The sequence below is a fragment of the Amycolatopsis sp. H20-H5 genome (assembly GCF_035828755.1).
Classification (GTDB): domain Bacteria; phylum Actinomycetota; class Actinomycetes; order Mycobacteriales; family Pseudonocardiaceae; genus Amycolatopsis.
Genome location: NZ_JAYMZS010000066.1, coordinates 1 through 22101 on the forward strand (window position 1 = coordinate 1; position 22101 = coordinate 22101).

At 69.4% G+C, this 22101-nt stretch carries 16 protein-coding genes and 1 pseudogene; 8 read left to right on the plus strand and 9 right to left on the minus strand.

The window, feature by feature from the left end; translation table 11 throughout:
- Positions 1-480, plus strand: a pseudogene (locus QMK34_RS29445) (pyridine nucleotide-disulfide oxidoreductase); the annotation flags it as partial.
- Here QMK34_RS29445 and QMK34_RS29450 read toward each other — a convergent pair.
- Positions 481-2220, minus strand: a complete 1740-nt coding sequence (locus tag QMK34_RS29450; RefSeq protein WP_326417766.1) for a hypothetical protein — start codon at positions 2218-2220, stop codon at positions 481-483.
- A 256-nt stretch (positions 2221-2476) separates the two neighbouring features.
- Here QMK34_RS29450 and QMK34_RS29455 point away from each other — a divergent pair, with 256 nt between their 5' ends.
- The 3 genes from QMK34_RS29455 to QMK34_RS29465 all read left to right on the plus strand — a co-directional run bounded on the left by QMK34_RS29455 (position 2477) and on the right by QMK34_RS29465 (position 6067).
- The gene (locus QMK34_RS29455) at positions 2477-2995 is read left to right on the plus strand and encodes a DUF3145 domain-containing protein (protein WP_326417767.1); all 519 of its coding nucleotides are present in this window, start codon (positions 2477-2479) and stop codon (positions 2993-2995) included.
- A gap of 61 nt (positions 2996-3056) precedes the next feature.
- Positions 3057-3650: a hypothetical protein gene (locus QMK34_RS29460; RefSeq protein ID WP_326417768.1), complete on the plus strand. Its 594-nt coding sequence runs from the start codon at positions 3057-3059 to the stop codon at positions 3648-3650.
- A gap of 68 nt (positions 3651-3718) precedes the next feature.
- Positions 3719-6067 (plus strand): HAD-IC family P-type ATPase, encoded by a 2349-nt coding sequence (locus tag QMK34_RS29465; protein ID WP_326417769.1) that lies wholly within the window; start codon positions 3719-3721, stop codon positions 6065-6067.
- A gap of 68 nt (positions 6068-6135) precedes the next feature.
- On the opposite strand, the gene QMK34_RS29470 is transcribed toward QMK34_RS29465, so the two are convergent.
- The 5 genes from QMK34_RS29470 to QMK34_RS29490 form a co-directional block, all read right to left on the minus strand.
- Positions 6136-7386 carry a beta-ketoacyl-[acyl-carrier-protein] synthase family protein gene (locus tag QMK34_RS29470; protein ID WP_326417770.1) on the minus strand — a complete coding sequence of 417 codons (1251 nt, stop codon included), beginning with the start codon at positions 7384-7386 and terminating at the stop codon, positions 6136-6138.
- Between the two features lie 30 nt (positions 7387-7416).
- Positions 7417-7662 carry an acyl carrier protein gene (locus tag QMK34_RS29475; protein ID WP_004559006.1) on the minus strand — a complete coding sequence of 82 codons (246 nt, stop codon included), beginning with the start codon at positions 7660-7662 and terminating at the stop codon, positions 7417-7419.
- A gap of 83 nt (positions 7663-7745) precedes the next feature.
- Positions 7746-8729 (minus strand): beta-ketoacyl-ACP synthase III, encoded by a 984-nt coding sequence (locus tag QMK34_RS29480; protein WP_326417771.1) that lies wholly within the window; start codon positions 8727-8729, stop codon positions 7746-7748.
- Positions 8726-9649, minus strand: coding sequence for an ACP S-malonyltransferase (locus QMK34_RS29485; RefSeq protein ID WP_326417772.1), 924 nt, complete (start codon positions 9647-9649; stop codon positions 8726-8728). Before QMK34_RS29485 ends, QMK34_RS29480 begins: the two co-directional genes overlap by 4 nt.
- 641 nt (positions 9650-10290) lie before the next feature.
- On the minus strand, positions 10291-11505 hold the full coding sequence (locus tag QMK34_RS29490; RefSeq protein WP_326417773.1) for a PucR family transcriptional regulator: 1215 nt from the start codon (positions 11503-11505) through the stop codon (positions 10291-10293).
- 155 nt (positions 11506-11660) lie between these two features.
- Between QMK34_RS29490 and QMK34_RS29495 the strand changes: the two genes are divergently transcribed.
- From QMK34_RS29495 to QMK34_RS29510, 4 genes are all read left to right on the plus strand, one after another.
- Positions 11661-12572, plus strand: a complete 912-nt coding sequence (locus QMK34_RS29495) for an ABC transporter ATP-binding protein (RefSeq protein WP_326417774.1) — start codon at positions 11661-11663, stop codon at positions 12570-12572.
- Positions 12573-12601: 29 nt separating this feature from the next.
- Positions 12602-13789 carry an ABC transporter permease gene (locus QMK34_RS29500; protein ID WP_326417800.1) on the plus strand — a complete coding sequence of 396 codons (1188 nt, stop codon included), beginning with the start codon at positions 12602-12604 and terminating at the stop codon, positions 13787-13789.
- 312 nt (positions 13790-14101) lie between these two features.
- On the plus strand, positions 14102-14881 hold the full coding sequence (locus tag QMK34_RS29505; protein WP_326417775.1) for a mechanosensitive ion channel family protein: 780 nt from the start codon (positions 14102-14104) through the stop codon (positions 14879-14881).
- A gap of 194 nt (positions 14882-15075) precedes the next feature.
- Positions 15076-15717: a nicotinamide mononucleotide transporter family protein gene (locus tag QMK34_RS29510; protein WP_326417776.1), complete on the plus strand. Its 642-nt coding sequence runs from the start codon at positions 15076-15078 to the stop codon at positions 15715-15717.
- Here QMK34_RS29510 and QMK34_RS29515 read toward each other — a convergent pair.
- From QMK34_RS29515 to aceE, 3 genes are all read right to left on the minus strand, one after another.
- A complete protein-coding gene (locus QMK34_RS29515) occupies positions 15698-17314 on the minus strand; it encodes an L-lactate permease (protein WP_326417801.1) in 1617 nt (538 codons plus the stop codon). The genes QMK34_RS29510 and QMK34_RS29515 overlap by 20 nt on opposite strands.
- Positions 17315-17759: 445 nt before the next feature.
- Complete coding sequence (locus QMK34_RS29520; RefSeq protein WP_326417777.1) at positions 17760-18971, minus strand: alpha-hydroxy acid oxidase; 1212 nt, start codon at positions 18969-18971, stop codon at positions 17760-17762.
- Positions 18972-19108: 137 nt separating this feature from the next.
- Positions 19109-21904: a pyruvate dehydrogenase (acetyl-transferring), homodimeric type gene (gene aceE / locus QMK34_RS29525; RefSeq protein WP_326417778.1), complete on the minus strand. Its 2796-nt coding sequence runs from the start codon at positions 21902-21904 to the stop codon at positions 19109-19111.
- Positions 21905-22101 lie beyond the last annotated feature (197 nt).

A 22101-nucleotide genomic window follows, 5' to 3' on the forward strand; every position in this document is an offset into this window, starting at 1 on the left:
GTCACCGGCCGCGCGCCGCTGACCCACCAGGGCAAGTACGCCGCCCGCGCCGCCGGGGACGCGATCGCCGCACGGGCGAAAGGCGAGACGGTCACTTCGGAGCCGTGGAGCGCCCACGCGGCGACGGCCGATCACCACGCCGTGCCCCAGGTCGTGTTCACCGATCCGGAGGTGGCTTCGGTGGGCCTGGCCGACGCCGAAGAGGGCAAGCCGCACCGGGTGGTCGACATCGACATCGCGGTGGCCGGTTCCTCGCTGCACGCCGACGGCTACGCGGGAAAGGCGCGCATGGTCGTCGACACCGAACGCGAGGTGCTGCTCGGCGTGACCTTCGTCGGCCAGGACGTGGCCGAGCTGCTGCACTCGGCGACCATCGCCATCGTCGGCGAGGTCCCGCTGCACCGGCTCTGGCACGCGGTGCCCTCGTTCCCCACCATCAGCGAGGTCTGGCTGCGCCTGCTGGAGGAGTACGGCCTCTGATCAGGTGTTGACCGGGAGGTTCAGCGCGGCCTTCGCCGCGCGGACGAGGCCCGGATCGTCCGGAGCGGACGGTCCGGGCACCCACACCACCTGCACGAGCCGGACCGACTTGCCGTCGATCAGGCTCTGGTAGGCGGCGCCATCGAACCGGGGCGCCTCGGCCTCCCACTGGCCCGTCTCGGTGGCGAGGTCGAGGAGGCCGCCGCTACCGGGGGTGTCGGCGACGTCCTTGAACGCGCTCGCCTGCTCGGCGCTGGCGAACTCCACGATCCCGACCGACACCGCCGCTTGGCGTCCGTCGATCGTCGCGGCGAAGCTCGCCCGCCGTACCTCCGCGCAGCTGGTGCGCTGCAGGCTCGCCTGGACGTCGCCGAACCCGTGCGACGCGCACTTCTGGTCCGCGGCGATCGCGCGCGAGGTGAACTGGATGTTCTCCACCGGACGGCTCGTGCTGGTCGGCGGGGCGCTGCTGACCGGAGCCGGCGGCGGTGTCGTGGCCGGGGCCGCGGTGTCGTCCCCGCTCGAGGCGACGCTGATGGCCGCGACGAGCAGGACGGCCAGCAACCCCAGCGCGGCCAGCGGCAGCCAGCGGACCGTTCGTGACCTCCTCGGCTGCCCTGGCCTCGATTTCGTGGAGGCGGGCGCCGCGGGCAGCCCGGCCGAAGCGGAACCCCGTGAGGCCTGCTGTGCCGGTGCCGGGGGAGTGACCTGCGGCTGCCGCTGCGGCGTCCCGGTGGACGAGGACGGCTGAGCGGGGGCCGCGGGCCGCGCGGGAGCCTCGGCTGGCGGATTCTGGACGGCCGGTCGCGCGGGAGTCCGAACAGCCGGAGTCTGAACAGCGGGACTCGTGACCGCCGGAGCTTGCGCGACAGCGGCGCCGGGCGCCTTGACCGCGGGAGTGTGAACGGCCGCAGCGGTCTGGGCGGCACCGGGAGCCTGACCGGCGGCGGCAGCCTGGACAGGGACGGCTGGCGGCTCGACCGGCGGCCGCACGGCTCGCACGGTGGCGGCGGGTCTCTTGGCCGGGGTCTTCGTCTCGGCCTCGGCCTGCGGTTTCCCGGGATGGGCGGCCGGGACGGTGGGCGTGATCCCGGCGAGCGGGTTCTCCCGGATGATCGTCGGCTCGTTGTCGGAGAAAGCGCTGAACCCCTCGCCGAGCAGCATCTCGTCGGTCAGCGGCGGCGCGTCGGGGGCGAGCACGCCGATCAGCGCGCGGGCCTGCTCCACCGACCGCGGCCGGGCGGCCGTGGCGAGTGAGACGGTCGCGGCCAGCATCGTGGTCGGCGTCGGGTAGAGCACCCGGACCGTGCCAGCGAGGTCCGCGGGCGGCTGGTCGACGGCGTCGACGTACGGGCCCACCGCGACGATCGTGCCCACCGGCCCTGCCCCCGGCGCGACCGAACTGATGCGGCGCGCGCATTCGCGCGAGAGCTCCAGCGCCTCTGTCGCCGGGTTGACCCGGTCGTCCCCGTGCACCAGCGGCCAGCCGTCGGCCTTCCAGGGGCCGTCGAGCGGGGCCTCCAGCAGCATCGCCGGATCCGGCAGGTCCACCCCGATGACGATGAGGACGCCCTGGGGGAGCACCACCACGGCTTCGAGGATGCGGTCGGCGCCGAACGGGCGGGCACCGACCAGCGCCACCCCACCCACGACCGTGCTACCCCGTCCGAGTGAGGCGAGCGCCGCTCGGACGTCCTCGGCCACCCGGGACGGCTGCTGTGCAAGGCGAACCAGTCGCACCGAAACCCTCCCCATCTCCTCGCGGTCTCGGTGCACCACGCTAGCGCGCCGATGCCGCCGAATGGCGCAAGACGCCACGGCCCGTCCGGGCGACGTCCGGGTGAGCACGTCACCCGGCTGCGACTTGTGGTGTTCGTGTGGCCAAACAGCATGGTTGGGGTGCACAATGTGCTCAACGCGTACCGGGAAGAGCCAGGAGAACCACCGGGCCGGCGCAGCTCGCGAGGTCGTAGGGGAAGACGCCCCTCGTCGAGTAATGCGGAGGTCAGCAGTGAGCACCCGTGGCAACACCCGTGGCGTGGTGTACGTCCACTCGTCGCCGTCTGCGGTATGTCCGCACGTCGAGTGGGCCATTTCGGGCACCCTGGGTGCCCGCGTAGACCTGAAGTGGACGGCACAGCCGGCCAGCTCAGGTCAGCTTCGCGCCGAATGTGGCTGGCGCGCGCCTTCGGGCACCGGCGGCAAGTTGGCGTCGGCGCTCAAGGCGTGGCCGATGCTGAGGTTCGAGGTCACCGAGGAGCCCAGCGCGGGCGTCGACGGTGAACGGTTCTGCTTCGCGCCGGGACTCGGCCTGTGGCATGGCCGGACCAGCGCCAACGGCGACATCGTCGTGGGCGAGGACCAGTTGCGCGCGCTCGTCAGCCAGAGCCGCGCGGGTGAGTCGCTCGCGCACAAGCTCGACGAGTTGCTCGCGGCCAACTGGGACGAGGCACTCGAGCCGTACCGGCACGCCGGCGACGGCGCACCGGTGACCTGGCTGCACCAGGTCGGTTGAGACTTGAGCGGCAGCGGGTGAGGTCGGGGACACGGGAAGGTCATTGGTTAACCTCTTGAGGGTGACCGCAGATCAGCCCGCCCCGTCCCGCCAGCGGTGGCTCATCCCCGTCCTGGTCGTGGTGCTGTCCCTGACCGTGGGCGGCGGGCTGCTGGCGCGCGAGCTCTACCGCCGTCCCGAGGCGCTGCCCCCCGAACCGATCGCGGAGTCGACGCCGACCTCGCTCGCACCCGGGCAGGAACCGGGGCTGCGCGAGGTCGAGATCACCCAGGACGTCGCCACCCACCCGCTGAACGACCCGGTCCGCCAGGTCGTCCAGACGTACTTCGACGCCATCATCGACCGGAACTACGACCAGTGGAGCAAGGTCGTCACCCAGGAAAGGCTGGCCGGCAAATCGCGCGCCGACTGGCTGCACGACTACCGGTCGACCAAGGACGGCAGCATCCTGATCTACCGCATCGAGCCGGGTTCACCGGGCTCCCTGCGAGTGCTCGTCGGATTCACCAGCACCCAGGACCTCGCCGACGCGCCGCCGTACTTCCAGGAGCGGTGCATCCGCTGGCGCCTCGTCCTGCCGCTGATCCTGGAGTCCGGGCGGTGGAAGCTCGACACGGTCGAGGGCGGTACCAACCCCGAACACGACAAGTGCTGACTTTCGTCATCCGGTGGTCGTCCCGAAGGGTGACGCGAAAGTAGGCCATCCGGTTCTAGGGTCGTCCCATGGGAGTAGATCATCCGGCCCTCGTCGTCGACGACGTCCGCGGGCTCACCGCCGGGGAAGTCGCCCGGCGGGCGGCGGCCGGCGAGACCAACGCCGCCACGACCAGGACCAGCCGCACCACCGGTGAGATCATCCGCGCGAACGTGTTCACCAGGATCAACGCGATCTACGGGGTGCTGTTCGTCATCATCCTGTCGACCGGCTACCTGATCGACGCGCTGTTCGGCGGGCTGATCATCGTGAACAGCGCGGTCGGCATCGTTCAGGAGCTGCGCGCCAAACGCACCCTCGAGCGGCTCGCGATCGTCGGGCAGGCGAAGCCGACCGTGCGCCGTGACGGCCGCAGCGTCGAGATCCCGCCGGAGGAGGTCGTCCTCGGCGACGTGATCGAGCTCGGGACCGGCGACAAGATCGTGGTGGACGGCCCCGCACTGAGCACCGACGCCCTCGAGATCGACGAATCGCTGCTCACCGGCGAGTCCGACCCGGTGGTCAAGCAGCCGGGTGACCCGGTCCTGTCGGGGAGTTTCGTGGTCGCGGGCAGCGGCGCCTACCGCGCCGACAAGGTCGGCAAGGAGGCGTACGCGGCCAAGCTCGCGGCCGAGGCCAGCAAGTTCACGCTGGTGAAGTCTGAACTGCGCACCGGGATCGACAAGATCCTCAAAGTCATCACCTACCTGCTGATCCCGGCGGGCGCGCTGACCGTCTACAACCAGCTCGCCGGCGACCAGGCGCTGCCCGACGCGCTGCGCGGCATGGTCGCGGCGCTGGTCCCGATGGTGCCCGAGGGGCTGGTACTGATGACCAGCGTCGCGCTCGCGGTGGGCGTCATCCGGCTCGGCAAGCGGCAGTGCCTGGTCCAGGAGCTGCCCGCGATCGAGGGGCTGGCCCGCGTCGACGTCGTCTGCGCGGACAAGACCGGCACGCTCACCGAGAACGCGATGCGGCTCGCTGAGGTCCGTGAGCTGGCCCCCGGGGTCGCGGCGGGACCGGCGCTCGCCGCACTCGCGGCCGCCGACCCGCGGCCGAACGCCAGCCTGCAGGCCATCGGCGAGGCGTACGGGGACGATCCGGGCTGGCGAGTGTCGACGACCATGCCGTTCTCGTCGGCGCGGAAGTGGAGCGGCGCGTCCTTCGGCGGGCACGGTCATTGGGTCCTGGGTGCGCCCGACGTGCTGCTTCCCGCGGGCGAGCAGCGAGCCGAAGCCGAGCGGATCGGCGCCCGCGGGCTGCGGGTGCTGCTGCTGGGCAGGGCCGAGCGGGTGGTCGACGCGGCCGACGGGCCGGGCCGCATCGAGCCGATCGCGCTGGTCCTGCTGGAACAGAAGGTGCGCGAAGACGCGAAGGACACTTTGGACTACTTCGCGCACCAGGACGTGAAGGTCAAGGTCATCTCGGGCGACAACGCGGTGTCCGTCGGCGCGGTCGCGGCCTCGCTCGACCTGCCGGGCGCCGAGCATCCGGTCGACGCCCGGGACCTGCCGGAAGACCAGGAGAGCCTCGCCTCGACACTGGAGGACCGCGCGGTGTTCGGCCGGGTCAGCCCGGCGCAGAAGCGAGCGATGGTCGGCGCGCTCCAGGCGCGGGGGCACACCGTCGCGATGACCGGCGACGGCGTCAACGACGTCCTGGCGCTCAAGGACGCCGACATCGGCGTCGCGATGGGGGCGGGCAGCCCGGCGACCCGGGCGGTCGCGCAGATCGTGCTGCTGGACAACAAGTTCGCCACCCTGCCGCACGTCGTGGCCGAGGGCAGGCGGGTGATCGGCAACATCGAGCGGGTGTCGAACCTGTTCCTGGTGAAGACCGTCTATTCGGTGCTGCTGGCGCTGATGGTGGGCGTCGCCGGAGTGCCGTTCCCGTTCCTGCCCCGGCACGTGAGCATCGCCGCGTGGTTCACCATCGGCATCCCGGCGTTCGTGCTCTCACTGGCGCCCAACAACGAGCGCGCCCGCAGCGGGTTCGTCGGCCGGGTGCTGCGGATGGCCATCCCGGCGGGCGTGGTGATCGCGGTGGCGACCTTCGTCAGCTATCTCCTGGTGTACCAGGGCACCGCGGCGACGGACCTGGACAAGACACAGGCGGGGACGACGGCCCTGATCACCCTGATGACCATCGCGCTGTGGGTGCTGGGCATCGTCGCGCGGCCGTACGCGCTGTGGAAGGTCGGGCTCATCACCGGCATGACGATCGTGACGGCGCTGTTGTTCCTGGTGCCGCTCACCCAGCGCTTCTTCGAACTGGACCCGAGCGTCGCTTCGTACACGCTGAGCGCGTTCGCCTGCGCGGCCGTCGGCATCGTGCTCGTCGAAGCCGCGTGGTGGCTCGGGCGCCGCTTCCGTACCTGACGTGACAGGAAAGGGCCTTTCAGGACAATTTTTGTCCTGAAAGGCCCTTTCCTGTCACTTGTGGCTGCCTACACCGCGGGGGTGAAGAGCAGCGCCGTGTTGTGCCCGCCGAAACCGAACGAGTTGCTCAGTGCCGCGGTCAGCTCGGCCTTGCGCGGCTCGCCCGCCACGATGTCGAGGTCGACCTTCGGGTCCTGGTTCTGCAGGTTGAGCGTCGCCGGGATCAGGCCGTGGTAGAGCGCCAGGATCGTGGCGATGCCCTCCACCGCGCCGGCGCCGCCGACGAGGTGACCGAGCGCGCCCTTGGACGCGGTGACGATCGTGTGCTCGCCGATCGCCGCGCGGATGGCGGCCGCTTCGCCGATGTCGCCGACCACCGTGGAGGTGGCGTGCGCGTTGACGTGCCCGATGTCCGAGGCGGACAGCCCGGCCATGGTGATCGCCGCGCGCATCGCCGCGATCTGGCCGATGCCCTCGGGGTGGTTGCCGGTGATGTGGTAGCCGTCCGAGGTGATGCCGAACCCGGCGAGCGTCGCGTAGATCCGCGCGTTGCGGGCCTTCGCCCGGTCCGCGCGCTCGAGGATCACGACACCGGAGCCCTCGCCGAGCACGAAGCCGTCCCGGTCGGAGTCGAACGGCCGTGAAGCCGCCGTCGGGTCGTCGTTGCGGGTCGAGACCGTTCGTGCCTGGGCGAAACCGGCCAGGGTGATCGGGTGGATGCAGGCTTCGGCACCCCCGGCGACCACGACGTCGGCCCGGCCGGACCGGATCATCTCGTAGCCCGCCGCGATGCCCTCGGCGCCGGAGGCACACGCCGAGGCGGGCGAGTGCACGCCCGCCCTGGCCTTGAGCTCGATGCCGACGTGCGCGGCCGGACCGTTCGGCATCAGCATCGGCACGGTCAGTGGCGACACCTTCCGGATGCCGTGCTCCCGGAGCAGTTCGAACTGGTTGACGAGGGTGACCGGCCCGCCGACACCGGTTCCGATGGTCACCCCCAGGCGCTCGGGTTCCACGTCCTGGTGGTCATCGTCGGGCACGGTGAAGCCGGCGTCCGCCCAGGCTTCCCGTGCGGCGATGACCGCGACCTGCTCGCAACGGTCCAGCCTGCGCGCCTGCACCCGGGGCAGTCGCTCGCTCGGATCCTGGGCGAGCTGGGCGGCGATCTTGACCGGCAGGTCGAACTGCTCGGTCCAGTCGGCCACGAGGGGACCGATCCCGCTCCGCCCTGCCAGCAGGCCGTCCCAGGTGGACGCGACGTCTCCGCCAAGGGGCGTGGTGGCGCCCATCCCGGTGATCACGACGTCGATGTTGCTCATGGACTCTCCCAAGGTCGGCGCCTATCGGACTTACTTGGAGTTGGCGGAGACGTAGTTGACGGCGTCGCCCACGGTCTTGAGGTTGGCGAGCTCGTCGTCCGGGATCTTCACACCGAACTTGTCCTCGGCCTGGACAGCGATCTCCACCATGGACAGTGAGTCGATGTCGAGGTCGTCCACGAAGGACTTCTCGGCGGTGACGTCGTCCTGCGCCACACCGGCGACCTCTTCGACGATCTCGGCGAGGCCGGCGAGGATCTCTGCGTTGTCTGCCACTGGGGTGTTCCCTTCTCGGTTTTCTCTGGTTTTTTCTTTGTCCGCCTCGCGGGCGCTGAAGCTGCCCGCGAGGGAAGTATTCATCACGGGCAGATGAAGGCTTGCCCGGCGTAGGAAAGCCCGGCTCCGAAGCCGACCGCCAGGACGATGTCGCCCTTTTTCGCGGTGCCCGCCTTGCGCATGTGGTCCAGCGCGATGGGGATCGAGGCCGAGGAGGTGTTGCCCGAGTAGCGGATGTCGTCGGCGACGACCATGTCCTCGCGGGCGCCCTTGGCGCGCAGCTTCTTCGCGATCGCTTCGACGATGCGCAGGTTCGCCTGGTGCGGGATCAGGACGTCCACATCGGACGGTTCAAGTCCGGACAGCTCCAGCGCGCGCAGCGCGATCGGCGCGATCTGCGTGGTCGCCCAGCGGAAGACCGACTGGCCCTCCTGGTAGATGTACTTGTCGTCGCGCATGTAGATCAGGTCGACCTGGTCGCCGGCGCTGCCCCAGGTGACCGGGCCGATCTCGGCCTCGTCGGCACCGCCGATCAGCACGGCGCCCGCGCCGTCGGCGAAGATGATCGCGTTCGAGCGGTCGAGCGGGTCGACGGAGTCGGTCAGCTTCTCGGCGCCGATCACCAGCACCTTGCCCGACGAGCCGGCGCGGATGAGGTCGGAGGCGACACCGACGCCGTAGCAGAACCCGGCGCAGGCGGCGTTGAGGTCGAACGCGCCGGGCGCCTTGATCCCGATCCGGTCGGCGACCTGGGCCGCGGCGTTGGGGATCTGGGAGGGCATCGTGCAGTTCGGCACGATCACGGTGTCCACTTCGGACGGATCGACCCCCGAGTCGGCCAGCGCGGCGGCACCCGCCTTGACGGCCATGTCGACGAGCGACTCGTCCTTGTCGGCGAAGCGGCGCTCGATGATGCCGACGCGCTCGCGGATCCATTGGTCGTTGGTGTCGATGACCTGGGAGAGGTCGTCGTTCGTGACCACCCGGTCGGGCTGCGAGCTGCCCACACCGAGGATGCGCGTGCCGCTCGGGCCCTGCTTTTGCCGCAAGGTGGGTCGGTTGGTCACGAAGCGTCCTCCTGCCCGTGAAGCTTCGCCAGCTCGGCTGGCGTCTTCAGCGCGATGGTCGTGGTCACGATGCCCTTGAGCTGACGCTTGACCAGACCGGTCAGCGTGCCCGCCGGGGGGAGCTCGAGCGTACTGGTGACCCCGAGGGACGCCAGGCCGTCCATGGTGAGGTCCCAGCGCACCGGGCTGGTGACCTGCTTGACGAGCCGCTCGAGGTAGTCCGCGCCCCCGGTGACGACCTGGCCGTCGGCGTTGGACAGCAGCGGGCGGGTCGGGTCGGCGGGGGTGATCTTCGCGGCGTGGGCGCGCAGCGCCTCTTCGGCTGGCGCCATGTACGAGGTGTGGAACGCGCCCGCGACCTTGAGCGCGCGGACCTTGGTGCCTTCGAGGGGCTCGGCGACGATCTTCGCGATCGCGTCGGCGGCGCCGGAGGCGACGATCTGGCCGGCGCCGTTGCGGTTGGCGGCGGCGAGGCCCTGGTCGGCGAGCCAGGCGACGATCTGCTCGGGGTCGCCCAGCATGACCGCGGCCATGCTGGTCGGCTCGAGTGCGCAGGCTTTGGCCATTTCGGCGCCGCGGATGGCGGCCAGCGCGACGGCGTCCTCGGCGGACAGCACGCCCGCGATGGCCGCGGCGGCCAGCTCGCCGACGGAGTGCCCGGCCACGGGGGCGTCGGGTGAGACGAGCTTCTGGAGCTCGAGCTGCTCGTAGGCCAGCAGTGCGAGTGCGACGACCAGTGGCTGGGTGATCGCGGTGTCCTGGATCTCCTCGGCGTCGGCTTCGGTGCCGAGGCGCACGAGGTCGAGTCCGGTTCTGGCGGACCAGGCTTCGAGGCGCTCGCGGGTGCCGTCGAGTTCGAGCCAGGGGGTGAACATGCCGGGGGCCTGGGAACCCTGGCCGGGAGCGAGGACTGCAGTCACTCCCTAAGAGAACACGGCGGGCCGGGGTGTCGGGGATGTCGACGCTCACCAAGTACGGCGTCGGTAATTGGAGGAAACCTCCAAAGACTCAGGGCTGATCCTGGTCCGTAACCCAAAAGCCTTGTCGGGTTCAACCAGCTTTCGCTATGAAGTCGGTCACCCCAACCCCAACCCTAACCCCAACACCCCGCCCATCACCAGACACCAAGACCGAACAGCGTCCGCGACCACCAGCCCAGCCCCGACAGTCACCAGCTACCAAGACTTCCCAGTGTGCGAAACCGCCCAGCCCCGACAGCTACCAGCGCCAAGACTTCACGGTATGCGGAACCGCCCAGACTCAGCCCCACCAGCCACGGTCCATCCACACTCGCCCCCAACACGCACCACTAAAACCCAGCCACCGCCGTGGTCCGGGACCACAGCGTCTCCGCGAGCCCTGCGAGTGGAGACTTCACCGCCGCGCGCCCTCTTTCGCGGCCGCCAGGCCGCCCCAACTCGCGACGGCAGGTCGCCCCCCTTCAAGCAAAAGCCGCACTTACGTACGGTGCCAGGGGCGACCTGGCGGCGCGAGTTTGTGAGCGCGCTGGCCAAAAAACACAGGCTTCTAGCCGCACCTCAGGACTAAACCAAATAGTCCCTCACCACGTCCCCCGCCCCCGTGCGAGCCGCCCCACCGTCAAAGCGATCCGCAGCACCAGAGCGTCCCGTGGATCAGCCGCATACCGCCCGGTGAGTTCCGCGGCCTTCCGCAATCGGTACCGCACAGTGTTGGGGTGCACGAAAAGAGCCCGTGCGCACGTCTCCAGCACGCCGCCGCTTTCAAGGTAGGTCTCAACGGTCTGCAGCAGCGAAGGTCCGGCGTCCTCCAGCGGTTTCGCGATCTGCTCGATGAGCAGTCGTTCGGCCTCGGGATCCCCCGAAAGTGCCCTCTCAGGCAGCAGGTCCACCGACCGAGCGGGTCGCGGCGCCCCAGGCCAGCCCACAACCGCCCGTAGCCCGGAAAGCGCCTCGACGGCGCTGTGGTGTGCCTCCGCCAGTGTCGGCACGGTAGGCCCGGCCACCACCGGCCCGTCGGCGAACGCGACGGACAGTTTGGCCAGGATCTCGCTGTTTTTCACGCTGCCCTCGGTGGGGCCGCCGACGACGACGACCAGCCGGGAGCCCTGGACTGACAGCAGTACCGGCCTGCCCACGCGGGCGGCGCGGCTGCGGACCTCGAACACCACGGTCGGGGGATCTTCTGAGGAGGGGGTGCCGACGAGGGCGGTGGCGTTGGCCGCCGGGTCCCAGCCCAGCGCGGCGGCGCGGGAGAGCACTGATTCCTCGGCGTCGCCACGGACGATGCCGTCGACGACGAGCGCCTCGAGCCGCGCGTCCCAGGCGCCTCTCGCCTCGGCCGCGGCGGCGTAGGAGTTGGCGGCGGCGAAGGCGATTTCCCTGCCGTAGCGCAGGATTCCCTCGATGAGCGCGGCGCGTTCGGCCTCGTTCGCGGCGAACTCGGGCAGCTGTTCCTCGAAGACCTCGATGGCGAGGCGGACCATGCCGACGGCGTGGCGCAGGCTGATCCAGCGGGACAGCTCCGTCGGCGCGCCGCGGAACGCCTCGGTGGTCAGCTTGAGCGCCTCGCCGGAGTCGCGCAGCCAGTCCACGAAGCCGGCGGCGCCCGCCTGGGTGATCAGCACGACGCTGGCCCGCTGCTCGGCGGGGAGCCGGGCGAACCAGCTCAGGCGCTGTTCCATCGCCGCGACGCTCGCGCTGGCGAGGCTGCCGGAGGCGTGTTCGAGCCGCCGGAGGGTCTTGGCGGACAGCCCGTGGTGTTTCGGGACGCGGCGTCCGGGGTTCGCTTCTGCCATGGTCGGCCGATCCTAGTTGAGCATTGTGGACCCACCGGGATGCTTCGGGGCGCAACTTTCGACGGCGGACACGCAACCGGTGACGCTAGGCGAGCTCCGGCGCGGCTCCTAGGGTCGGGGGATCGAAGTGTGCCGACGGTGACGGGGGAGAGGCAGTGCCGGAACAAGTACTCGAGATCGACGCGATCTCCAAACGCTACGGCGACGTGGTCGCCTTGCGGGAAATGACGTTCGACGTGCGGGCCGGTGAGCTGTTCGGGTTCGTCGGCAGCAACGGCGCGGGCAAGACGACGACCATGCGGATCGCGCTCGGGGTGCTCAGTGGGGACGCCGGTCAGGTGCGCTGGGCGGGGGAGCCCATCACGCACGAGACCCGGCGCCACATCGGCTACATGCCGGAGGAGCGTGGCCTCTATCCCAAGATGAAGGTCGCCGAACAGCTGGTCTACCTCGCGCGGCTACACGGGATGTCCGTCGCGGCGGCCAACCGGTCGGCCACGGTGTGGACCGAGCGGCTGGGGGTCGCGGCGCGCCGGGACGACGAGGTGCAGAAGCTCAGCCTCGGCAATCAGCAGCGCGTCCAGCTGGCCGCGGCGCTGGTGCACGATCCGCGCATCCTGGTGCTCGACGAGCCGTTCTCCGGGCTGGATCCGGTCGCGGTGGACGTGATGAGCGAGGTGCTGCGCGAGAAGGCCGACGAGGGCGTGCCGGTGGTGTTCTCCAGCCATCAGCTCGATCTGGTCGAGCGGTTGTGCGACCGCGTCGGAATCGTCCGGAGTGGACGGATGGAGGCCGACGGCACCGTGGCCGAGCTGCGTGCCGGTGGTGCCGTGCGCCTGCTCGTCGACGCTCCCGAGGCGCCCGACGGCTGGGCCGCCGGTCTGGCCGGGATCACCCAGCTGGGGCGCAAGGGGTCTGTGACCGAGCTCGAACTCGGCGCGGGCGCCGACGACCAGGCGGTGCTCAGGGCCGCCCTCGCGACCGGTCCCGTGCATGAGTTCGCCCGTCGCCTGCCCTCGCTCACCGAGTTGTTCCGCTCCGTCGTCAGCCAGGAGGTCCCCGCGTGAACGCGCCCGTTCCCGGTCCCGATGTCCGGATGAGCCCGCTATCCGCGGTCGGCCTGGTGGCCTCGCGCGAGATCAGCACCCGGGTCCGGACGAAGGTCTTCCGGGTGACCACGACCCTGCTGCTGGTGCTGATCGTCGCGGGCATCCTGCTGACGAAGCTGATCAGCGGCAATGGCTCCGACGCGACGGTCGGCTATACCGCCGAGACGGCCGCGATCGCCGCGCCCCTGCAGGTCAGTGCCAGGACGATCGGCGAGGACGTGGCGACCACGCAGGTCGCGAGTGAGGCCGAGGGCGAGGCGAAGGTCAAGGACGGGTCGCTCGACGCGCTGCTCGTCCGCGGGGCAGGCGGGGTGTCGGTCGTGGTCAAGAAGGACCTCGACAGCAAGCTCGGCAACGCGCTGAACGTGCTCGCCGGGCAGGTCGCGCTCAACCAGCAGATCGGTCAGCTCGGGGGAGACCCGGCGAAGGTGTCGGCCGCGCTGGCGGCGGCCAAGGTCGAGGTGCGCCCGCAGGAGGAGCCGTACTCCTACAACGGCAGCCAGCTGGTGCTCGGGTTCGTCGCCGGGCTGCTGATCTACATGTCGCTGATGCTCAACGGCCAGAGCGTGGCGCAGGGCGTGGTCGAGGAGAAGACCAGCCGGGTGGTGGAACTGCTGCTCTCGACGATCAAGCCGTGGCAGCTGATGGCCGGGAAGGTGCTCGGGATCGGCACTGTCGGGCTGATCCAGATGGTGCTGATCGGCGGTGTCGGCATCGGCGCCGCCCTCGCCACCGGCGCCCTGACCATCTCGGTGTCGGCCGCGATCGGCGCGCTGGTCTGGCTGATCGTCTGGTATCTGCTCGGGTTCTTCATGTATTCGATCGTGTTCGCCGCGCTGGGTGCGCTCGTTTCGCGGCAGGAGGACGTCGGCGGCGCCGTCATGCCCGCGCTCATGTTCGTCATCCTGGGGTACGTGATCGGGGTTTCGGTGCTGCCCGCCGACCCCGGCAACAGTTTCGTCGAGGTGCTCTCCCTTATCCCGGTGTTCTCGCCGACGCTGATGCCGATCCGGCTGGCGATGGGCGGGGTGCCGGCGTGGGAGGCGGTGCTGGCGGTGCTCCTGGTGCTCGCGATGATCCCGGGGCTGATCTGGCTCGCCGCCCGGATCTATCGCAACGCTGTCATGCGCACCGGTGCGAAGGTGAAACTGCGCGACGCGCTTCGCGCTGCCTGAAAATCAGCTGCCTGAGAACCACACGAAGCGGGGCCCGCCGAAGTACGGCGGGCCCCGCTTCGTGCTTTGTTGGCAAAGGGCTAAGAAGCGCCGGGGGAAATAACTCGAGGCCGCCCGGCACTGGCGTTTTACGCTGTGCCGGACGGCCTCGTCTCCCCGGTCCCCACCGGTAGGACAAGTATGGATGTAGTGGATCTTCCGGCGCTACTCCACTCACTCGATCGTGGAGCCGAGTTGCTGCGACCTGGGTGCTGTTCAACGATCTTCCGCGACAGGCAACAGTTCGGTGAAGCAACGGTGAAGGGAGCTATCGTGGGCCAGCAACTCAAGGACGGCCTGGGGCAGGCTTGGAATCTGGTGGCCACGTTTGTGCCCAAACTGATCTTCTTCCTGATCATCCTGCTGATCGGCTGGCTCATCGCCAAAGCCGTGTCAAAGGCGCTCACGCTCGTCCTCGGCAAGCTCGGATTCTCGAAGGTGATCGAGAAGACCGGCCTGAACGGAATGCTCAGCGGCGCGAATGTGGACGCGACCGGGATCCTGGTCAAACTCGTCTACTACTTCATTCTGCTGATCGCGCTGCAACTCGCGTTCGGCGTCTTCGGGCCGACCAATCCGGTCAGCTCGCTGCTCAACGACATCATCGCCTTCCTGCCGCGGATCCTCGTCGCGCTGGTGCTGATCATCGTCGCCGCGGCGATCGCGAAGGTCGTGCGCGACCTGGTCAGCGGCGCGATGAGTACGCGCCCGGCCGGCAGGCTGCTCGGGACCGTCGCCTACTGGCTGATCATGGCGTTCGGCATCATCGCCGCACTCGGTCAGGTGAATATCGCGACCGCGGTGACCGGACCGGTCCTGGTGACCGTGCTCGCCACGATCGGCGGCGTCATCGTCGTCGGCTTCGGCGGCGGGCTGATCAAGCCCGCACAAGAGCGCTGGCACGGCTGGCTCGCGAGCCTGCAGGGCCAGCTCGGCACGGGCGAAGCCGGGGGCAACGGCCACGGCGACCCCGCCACCCGGCAGTTCGCCGGGCACCGGGCGGGGATGGACACCCCCACCCCGCCCGCCGGGACCAACCGCGTCGACGGCTGACACCTCCGCTGCATCTCGCGCGGGTCCGGTGTTCGAGGAAGGCACCGGGCCCGCGCGGGTCCCAGTCGGTATAGAGCCCCGCCCTCTTCTCCCGTGCGCAGTGGTCCCGCCGGTCGGGCGGTGTTCCTCACACTCGCTAGGGAATGCCTCTTCCGGGGAGCATGTTGAGAGGTGGAGACGGAAGGGGCGTCCTCGTGGAGTTCATGCTGCACCACGGTCTGACGGTGTTCGGCCAGTGGATCTCGATCGCGGAGCTGGCCGGGCAGGTGTTCGCGCTGGCCGTCGTCTTCCTCGCCCAGCGGCGCACCTTGTGGACGTGGCCGGTGCAGGTCGGCGCCACCGTGTTGCTGTTCTCCGTCTACCTCTCCGCGCATCTCGGCGGGCTCGCGACCAGGCAGGTCGCCATTCTCGCCATTTCGGTCTACGGCTGGTGGGCGTGGTCGCGCCGCAGCGATCCGGTGTACGGCGTGGTCGTGCGCAAGGGCAGTCTCACCGAACGGCTCGTGATGCTCGGCGCGTTCGCCGTCGGCACCACCGCGATGGCGCTGGTGCTGGACGCGCTGCATGCCTCCTGGGCGCCCTGGCCGGACGCCGCGATCTTCGTCGGTACGCTGGTCGCCTTCGCCGCCCAAGGCGCGGGTCTGGTGGAGTTCTGGCTGGTGTGGCTCGTGGTGGACGCCGTTGGCGTGCCGCTGCAGATCCAGTCCGGGCTGTACTTCTCCGCCGCCGTCTACGTGGTGTTCGCCGGACTGGTCGTGCACGGCTGGTGGAGCTGGAACCGCTCGGCGAGGGTCGCCGCGGCCCGCGAGCCCCAGGTCATGGCAGCATCCAGCTGAGCACCGGCGTGCTCTGACCGACCACGATCAGGCACATCACCAGCAGCAGCCCGACGCTCCACGGCAGCACCTTCCGCAGGAGTTTGCCCTCTTCGCCGGGCAGGTTGGCGGCCACGCAGGCGATGGTCAGGTTCTGCGGCGAGATCATCTTGCCGAGCACCCCGCCCGAGCTGTTGGCCGCGGCCAGCAGGTCCGCCGGAAGCCCGGTCTTGTTCGCCGCGGTGACCTGCAGCGCGCCGAACAGTGCGTTCGCCGAGGTGTCCGAGCCGGAGACCGCCACCCCGAACCAGCCGAGCACCGGGGACAGGAACGCCAGCCCCGCGCCGGCCGCGGCGATGAACGTGCCGATGGTGCTGTTCTGGCCGTCCAGGTTCATTACGTACGCCAGCGCGAGCACGCCGGTCACCGTCAGGATCGCGAACCGGAGCTCCTTGACCGTCGCCAGCCATTCGGCCGCCGTGTCGCTTGCCGAGACCTTCAGCGCGATCGCGGTCAGGATGCCCGCGAGCAGCACGAGAGTGCCACCGGTGTTCAGGAACGGCAGTGAGAAGACGTTGCCGGACACGGGCTTGCCCGTCGGACCGGCGATGTCGAGAAAGGGCCAGTGGAACTTCCAGGTCGCGGAGTCGAGCAGCTTCTTGATCGGCGGCAGCTGGCCCAGGGAGAAGATCACGATGATCAGCGCGTACGGCAGGTACGCCAGGACGATCTCGCGCCGCTCGTCGGGCCGCTCCAGTGTCGCCGTCCGCGTGCCGGTGAGCACCGAAGTCCGGACCTCCTCGGCGGCGGGCTTGCGGGAGGCGGGCAGCGCCACCAGCGCCGCGGCCCCGGCCAGTGCGGCGCCGATGTCGGCCAGCTGTGCGGAGACGTAGTTCGAGGCCAGGAACTGGACCACGCCGAACGCGACCCCGCAGACCAGCGCGGGCAGCCAGGTCTGGCGCAGCCCGCGTTTGCCGTCGACGATGATCACCAGCAGCAACGGCACGAACAGTGCGAGCAACGGCGTCTGCCGTCCGACGATCGACGCGACCTGGTCCAGCGGGAGGCCGGTGACCTGCGCGAGCGTCACCACTGGCGTGCCCATCGCGCCGAACGCCACCGGCGCGGTGTTGGCCACCAGCGCGACCACGGCGGCCTTGACCGGGCTGAAGCCGAGCGCCACCAGCATGACCGCGCTGATCGCGACCGGGGCACCGAACCCGGCGAGTGCCTCCATCAGCGCGCCGAAGCAGAACGCGATGATCAGCGCCTGGATCCGCGGATCGTCGGAAACCCGGCCGAACGAGCGGCGCAGGACGTCAAAATGGCCGGTCCGCACGGTGATCCGGTAGATCCACAGCGCGTTGACGACGATCCACAGGATGGGGAACAGCCCGAACGCGGCACCTTGCAGGCCGCCGGAGACGGCCTGCCCGACGGGCATGCCGTACACCGCGATGCCGACGACCAGCGCGACCGCCAGCCCGATCAGTGCGACGACGTGCGCTTTCATCCGGACGACCCCGAGCAGCACCAGCACGGTGGCCAGCGGGAGGATGGCGACCAGCGCGGACCAGGCCAGGGACCCCGCGAGCGGTGCGAGCTGCTGGACGAACAAGAGCCACCTCAGTTCCACGATGCGAAACCTGACTTTCACGACGTGGGCGAGATCCTCCTCACAACTTCGACGATCCGTCAACCGCCAGTAGTAGGTCACTGCCCGGTGAGCTCAATGGAGTAGCGCGGTGGCGGTGGATTCGCCGGAGTCGGGCGGCGGTCGGGAATTACTCGCCATCGCCGCGGATCCCTCACCTCGGCACGCCTCGCGATCATCGACGCCGCGGACGTCGTTTTAGCACGATCGCGCTAAAACCTGCGGAGTTGGAGACAGTGCGGCTGTATCGGAACTCGGGAGCCTGGAAATAGCACGGCTGGGCTAAAAACAGCGCTACCGGAAATAGCGCGGCCGCGCTAAAACCTGCCGGGGCCGTAGCGGTCTGCGGCGCTTCGCTGCCGAGACCCTGTTTTTAGCGCGGCTGTGCCAAAAAGAACCGGAAGTCGTCTCAGCGCAGAGTCGCGTGGGTCGGCCGCAGGTCGGCGATGGTGCGGACGCCCAGCAGCTGCATCGTGCGGGTCATTTCGGTGCGCAGGATGTCCACGGTCCGCTGGACGCCACGCTCGCCGCCGGCCATCAGGCCGTACAGGAACGCGCGGCCGATCAGCACCGCGTCGGCGCCGCGGGCCATGGCCGCCACAATGTCGCCACCCGACAGGATGCCGGTGTCGACCCAGACCTCGGCGTCGCCGTTGATCTCGTCGAGCGCGCGCGGGAGCAGCTCGAGGGGCGTCGGCGCGCGGTCGAGCTGGCGGCCGCCGTGGTTGGACAGCAGCACCGCGTCGGCGCCGTGCTTGACCACGTCGCGCGCGTCGTCGACGTTCTGGATGCCCTTGACCACGAGCTTGCCCGGCCAGGTGGACCGCACCCAGTCGAGGTCGTCGAAGTTCAGTGTCGGATCGAACAGCTTGTTGAGCAGCTCGGCCACGGTGCCGTCGAAATGGCTCAGCGAGGCGAACGTCAGTGGCTCGGTGGTCAGCAGATTGAACCACCACGCCGGGTGCATCGCCCCGTCGACGAAGGTCTTGAGAGTGAGCGCGGGCGGGATGGTCAGGCCGTTGCGCACGTCGCGCAACCGTGCCCCGGCGACCGGGGTGTCCACGGTCAGCATCAGGGTGTCGTAGCCGGCTTCCCAGGCCCGATTCATCAGATCTTCGCCCGCGCCGTGGTCATGCCAGACGTAGAGCTGGAACCATTTGCGAGCCTCGGGTGCGGCCTTCGCGAGGTCCTCGATCGAGGTCGTCGCCATGGTGGACAGTCCGATCGGGATGCCGTTGCGCTGCGCGACCCGCGCGACGGCGCTCTCGCCCTCGTGGTTCATCATCCGGGTGAACCCGGTCGGCGCGAAGGCGAACGGCAGCGCGGAGCGTTTGCCGAGAATCTCCACGCTTGTGTCCACATCGGACACGCCGCGGAGCACGTTGGGGTGGAATTCGATGCTGCGAAAGGCCTGCCTCGCCCGGCGCAGGCTGTCCTCGAGCTCGGCGGCGCCGTCGGTGTAGTCGAACGCCGCGCGCGGGGTGCGCTTGCGGGCGAGCGTGCGCAGGTCCGCGATCGTGTGCGCGTTGGCCAGCCGCCGGTCGGTCGGGTTGAGTACGATCGGCTTCGGGCGCAGCAACTGCTTGAGCTCGCTGGGCCGAGGCAAACGACGCTGGGTCACTCGATCATCCCTTTCCGACACGCATCGGCATACATCCGATGTCTAGCTTAGCTCCCCGGATTCCCGGCTGACGTGAACGGACCGTTTATGGCGGAATCTGCCATAAACGGTCCGTTCACGTCGCTTGAGCGCGGTGCTTACGCGGAGCCGGAGTCCGATGTTTGCGGACCCGCGGCGGAGATGTCGTCGATGCGGTACTTGCGGGCCGCTTCGACCACCTTCTCCTGGGCGATCTCGCCGCGCTTGGCGAGCGCGGTCAGCGTGCCGACCACGATCGACTCGGCGTCCACCAGGAACTTGCGGCGCGCTGCCGGGCGGGTGTCGGAGAAGCCGAACCCGTCCGTGCCGAGCGTCAGCATGTCGGTGGGCACCCACGGGCGGATCAGGTCCGGCACGGCGCGCATCCAGTCGGACACCGCGACGACCGGTCCGTTCGCCTTCGACAGCACCTCGGTCACGTACGGCACACGGACCGATTCGGCCGGGTGCAGCAGGTTGTCGTGATCGATCTCCACGGCTTCGCGGCGAAGTTCCGTCCACGAGGTCGCCGACCAGACCGTCGCCCGCACGCCCCACTCCTGCTCCAGGAGCTTCTGCGCCCTGAGCGCGTCGGGCATGGTGACGCCGGAGACCAGGATCTGCGCCTCCGGGCCTTCGCCCGTGGGGGCGTCGGCGTAGCGGTAGAGACCGCGCAGCAGGCCGTCGATGTCGAGGTTCTCGGGCTCGGCGGGCTGCTGGTAGGGCTCGTTGTAGATCGTCATGTAGTAGAAGATGTTCTCGCCGTTGCCGTCCGGCCCGGTCTCGCCGTACATCCGGCGCAGCCCGTCCTTGACGATGTGCGCGATCTCGAAGGACCACGCCGCGTCGTAGGCCACGACGGCCGGGTTGGTCGACGCCAGGAGCAGAGAATGCCCGTCGGCGTGCTGGAGACCTTCACCCGTGAGGGTGGTTCGGCCGGCCGTCGCGCCGATCACGAACCCGCGGGCCATCTGGTCCGCCGCCGCGTACAGCCCGTCACCGGTCCGCTGGAACCCGAACATCGAGTAGAAGATGTACATCGGGATCATCGGCTCGCCGTGCGTGGCGTACGAGGTGCCCACGGCGGTGAACGATGCCGTGGAACCGGCCTCGTTGATGCCTTCGTGCAGGATGACGCCCTGCTCGGACTCCTTGTAGGCCAGCATCAGCTTGGCGTCCACGGACGTGTAGGTCTGCCCGTGCGGGTTGTAGATCTTCGCCGTCGGGAACATCGAGTCGAGGCCGAAGGTGCGGGCCTCGTCCGGGATGATCGGCACGATCCGCTTGCCGATCTCCGGGTCCTTCGCCAGCTCGCGGATCAGCCGGACGAGGGCCATCGTGGTGGCCACCTCCTGCTTGCCCGAGCCCTTGCGGATGCCCTCGTAGAGCTTGTCGCCCGGCAGGACGAGGGCCTTCGACGACTTCGGGCGCCGCTCCGGCAGGTACCCGCCGAGCGCCTTGCGGCGGCCGACCAGGTACTCGATCTCGGGCGATTCCTTGCCAGGGTGGTAGTACGGCGGCAGCTTCGGGTCCCGCTCGAGCTCCTCGTCGCTGATCGGGATGCGCTGGGCGTCCCGGAAGAGCTTGAGGTCGTCGAGGGTGAGCTTCTTCATCTGGTGCGTGGCGTTGCGGCCCTCGAACGACGAACCGAGGCCGTAGCCCTTGATCGTGTGCGCGAGGATCACGGTCGGCTGGCCGTGGTGCTCCATGGCCGACTTGTACGCGGCGTAGACCTTGCGGTAGTCGTGGCCACCGCGCTTGAGGTTCCAGACGTCCGCGTCGGACAGGTCGTTGACCAGTTCCTTGGTCCGCGGGTCGCGGCCGAAGAAGTGCTCGCGGACGTACGCGCCGTCGTTGGCCTTGTAGGTCTGGTAGTCCCCGTCCGGGGTGGTGTTCATCAGGTTGACCAGTGCGCCGTCGCGGTCCGCGTGCAGCAGCGAGTCCCACTCGCGGCCCCAGATGACCTTGATGACGTTCCAGCCGGCGCCGCGGAAGTACGACTCCAGCTCCTGGATGATCTTGCCGTTGCCGCGGACTGGGCCGTCGAGTCGCTGCAGGTTGCAGTTGATCACGAAGGTCAGGTTGTCGAGGCCCTCGCCGGCGGCCACGTGGATCAGGCCGCGCGATTCCGGCTCGTCCATCTCGCCGTCGCCGAGGAACGCCCAGACGTGCTGGTCCGAGGTGTCCTTGATGCCGCGGTCGCGCAGATAGCGGTTGAACCGCGCCTGGTAGATCGCGTTCATCGGGCCGAGGCCCATGGACACCGTCGGGTTCTCCCAGAACTCCGGCATCAGCCGCGGGTGCGGGTACGACGGCAGGCCGCCGCCCTCACCGGCGTGCGAGTACTCCTGGCGGAAGCCGTCGAGCTGCTGCTCGGTCAGCCGGCCTTCGAGGAACGCGCGGGCGTAGATGCCGGGGGAGGCGTGGCCCTGGATGAAGATCTGGTCGCCGCCGCCGGAGTGGTCCTTGCCGCGGAAGAAGTGGTTGAAGCCCACCTCGTACAGCGCAGCGGACGAGGCATAGGTCGAGATGTGCCCGCCGACGCCGACGCCGGGCCGCTGAGCGCGGTGCACCATGATCGCCGCGTTCCAGCGGATGTACGCACGGTAACGACGCTCGATCTCTTCGTCACCGGGGAACCAGGGTTCGTTCTCGGTCGGGATGGTGTTGACGTAGTCCGTCGAGGTGAGCGACGGGACGCCGACGTTCCGCTCCCGGGCCCGCTCCAGCATCCTCAGCATCAGGTATCGGGCGCGCTGCTGACCACCCCTGGCCAGCGCCTCGTCGAATGAGTCGAGCCATTCGGCTGTCTCTTCCGGGTCGATGTCGGGCAGGTGCGCCGCCAATCCGTCTCGGATTACGCGGACGCGTGCCGGGCTCTCCTTGCCGGAGGCGCCGTCGTTCTGCGGGGCCAAGGGGTCTCCTTGCGAAAAGTTGTAGCTGGTCATGCTCGTACGCGGGTGTGTTCGCCTGTTACATGTTCGTCGCCGGTCCGGCTCCCGTCATCGCTACTTGGCGGTAACTTGGCCGACCCGGCTGCGCCACGCCCCGCGCGCGGTTGTATCGCGCGCGCGTTTTCTCTACCAGACTAGGGGAGAGGTGTGCGGGGGTA

Excerpts from the sequence above, each read along its gene's own strand:
- QMK34_RS29455 (WP_326417767.1), top strand. The coding sequence starts at position 2,477 with ATGCGGAGGTCAGCAGTGAGCACCCGTGGCAACACCCGTGGCGTGGTG.
- QMK34_RS29465 (WP_326417769.1), top strand. The coding sequence starts at position 3,719 with ATGGGAGTAGATCATCCGGCCCTCGTCGTCGACGACGTCCGCGGGCTC.
- QMK34_RS29470 (WP_326417770.1), bottom strand. The coding sequence starts at position 7,386 with ATGAGCAACATCGACGTCGTGATCACCGGGATGGGCGCCACCACGCCC.
- QMK34_RS29490 (WP_326417773.1), bottom strand. The coding sequence starts at position 11,505 with ATGGCAGAAGCGAACCCCGGACGCCGCGTCCCGAAACACCACGGGCTG.
- QMK34_RS29500 (WP_326417800.1), top strand. The coding sequence starts at position 12,602 with ATGAGCCCGCTATCCGCGGTCGGCCTGGTGGCCTCGCGCGAGATCAGC.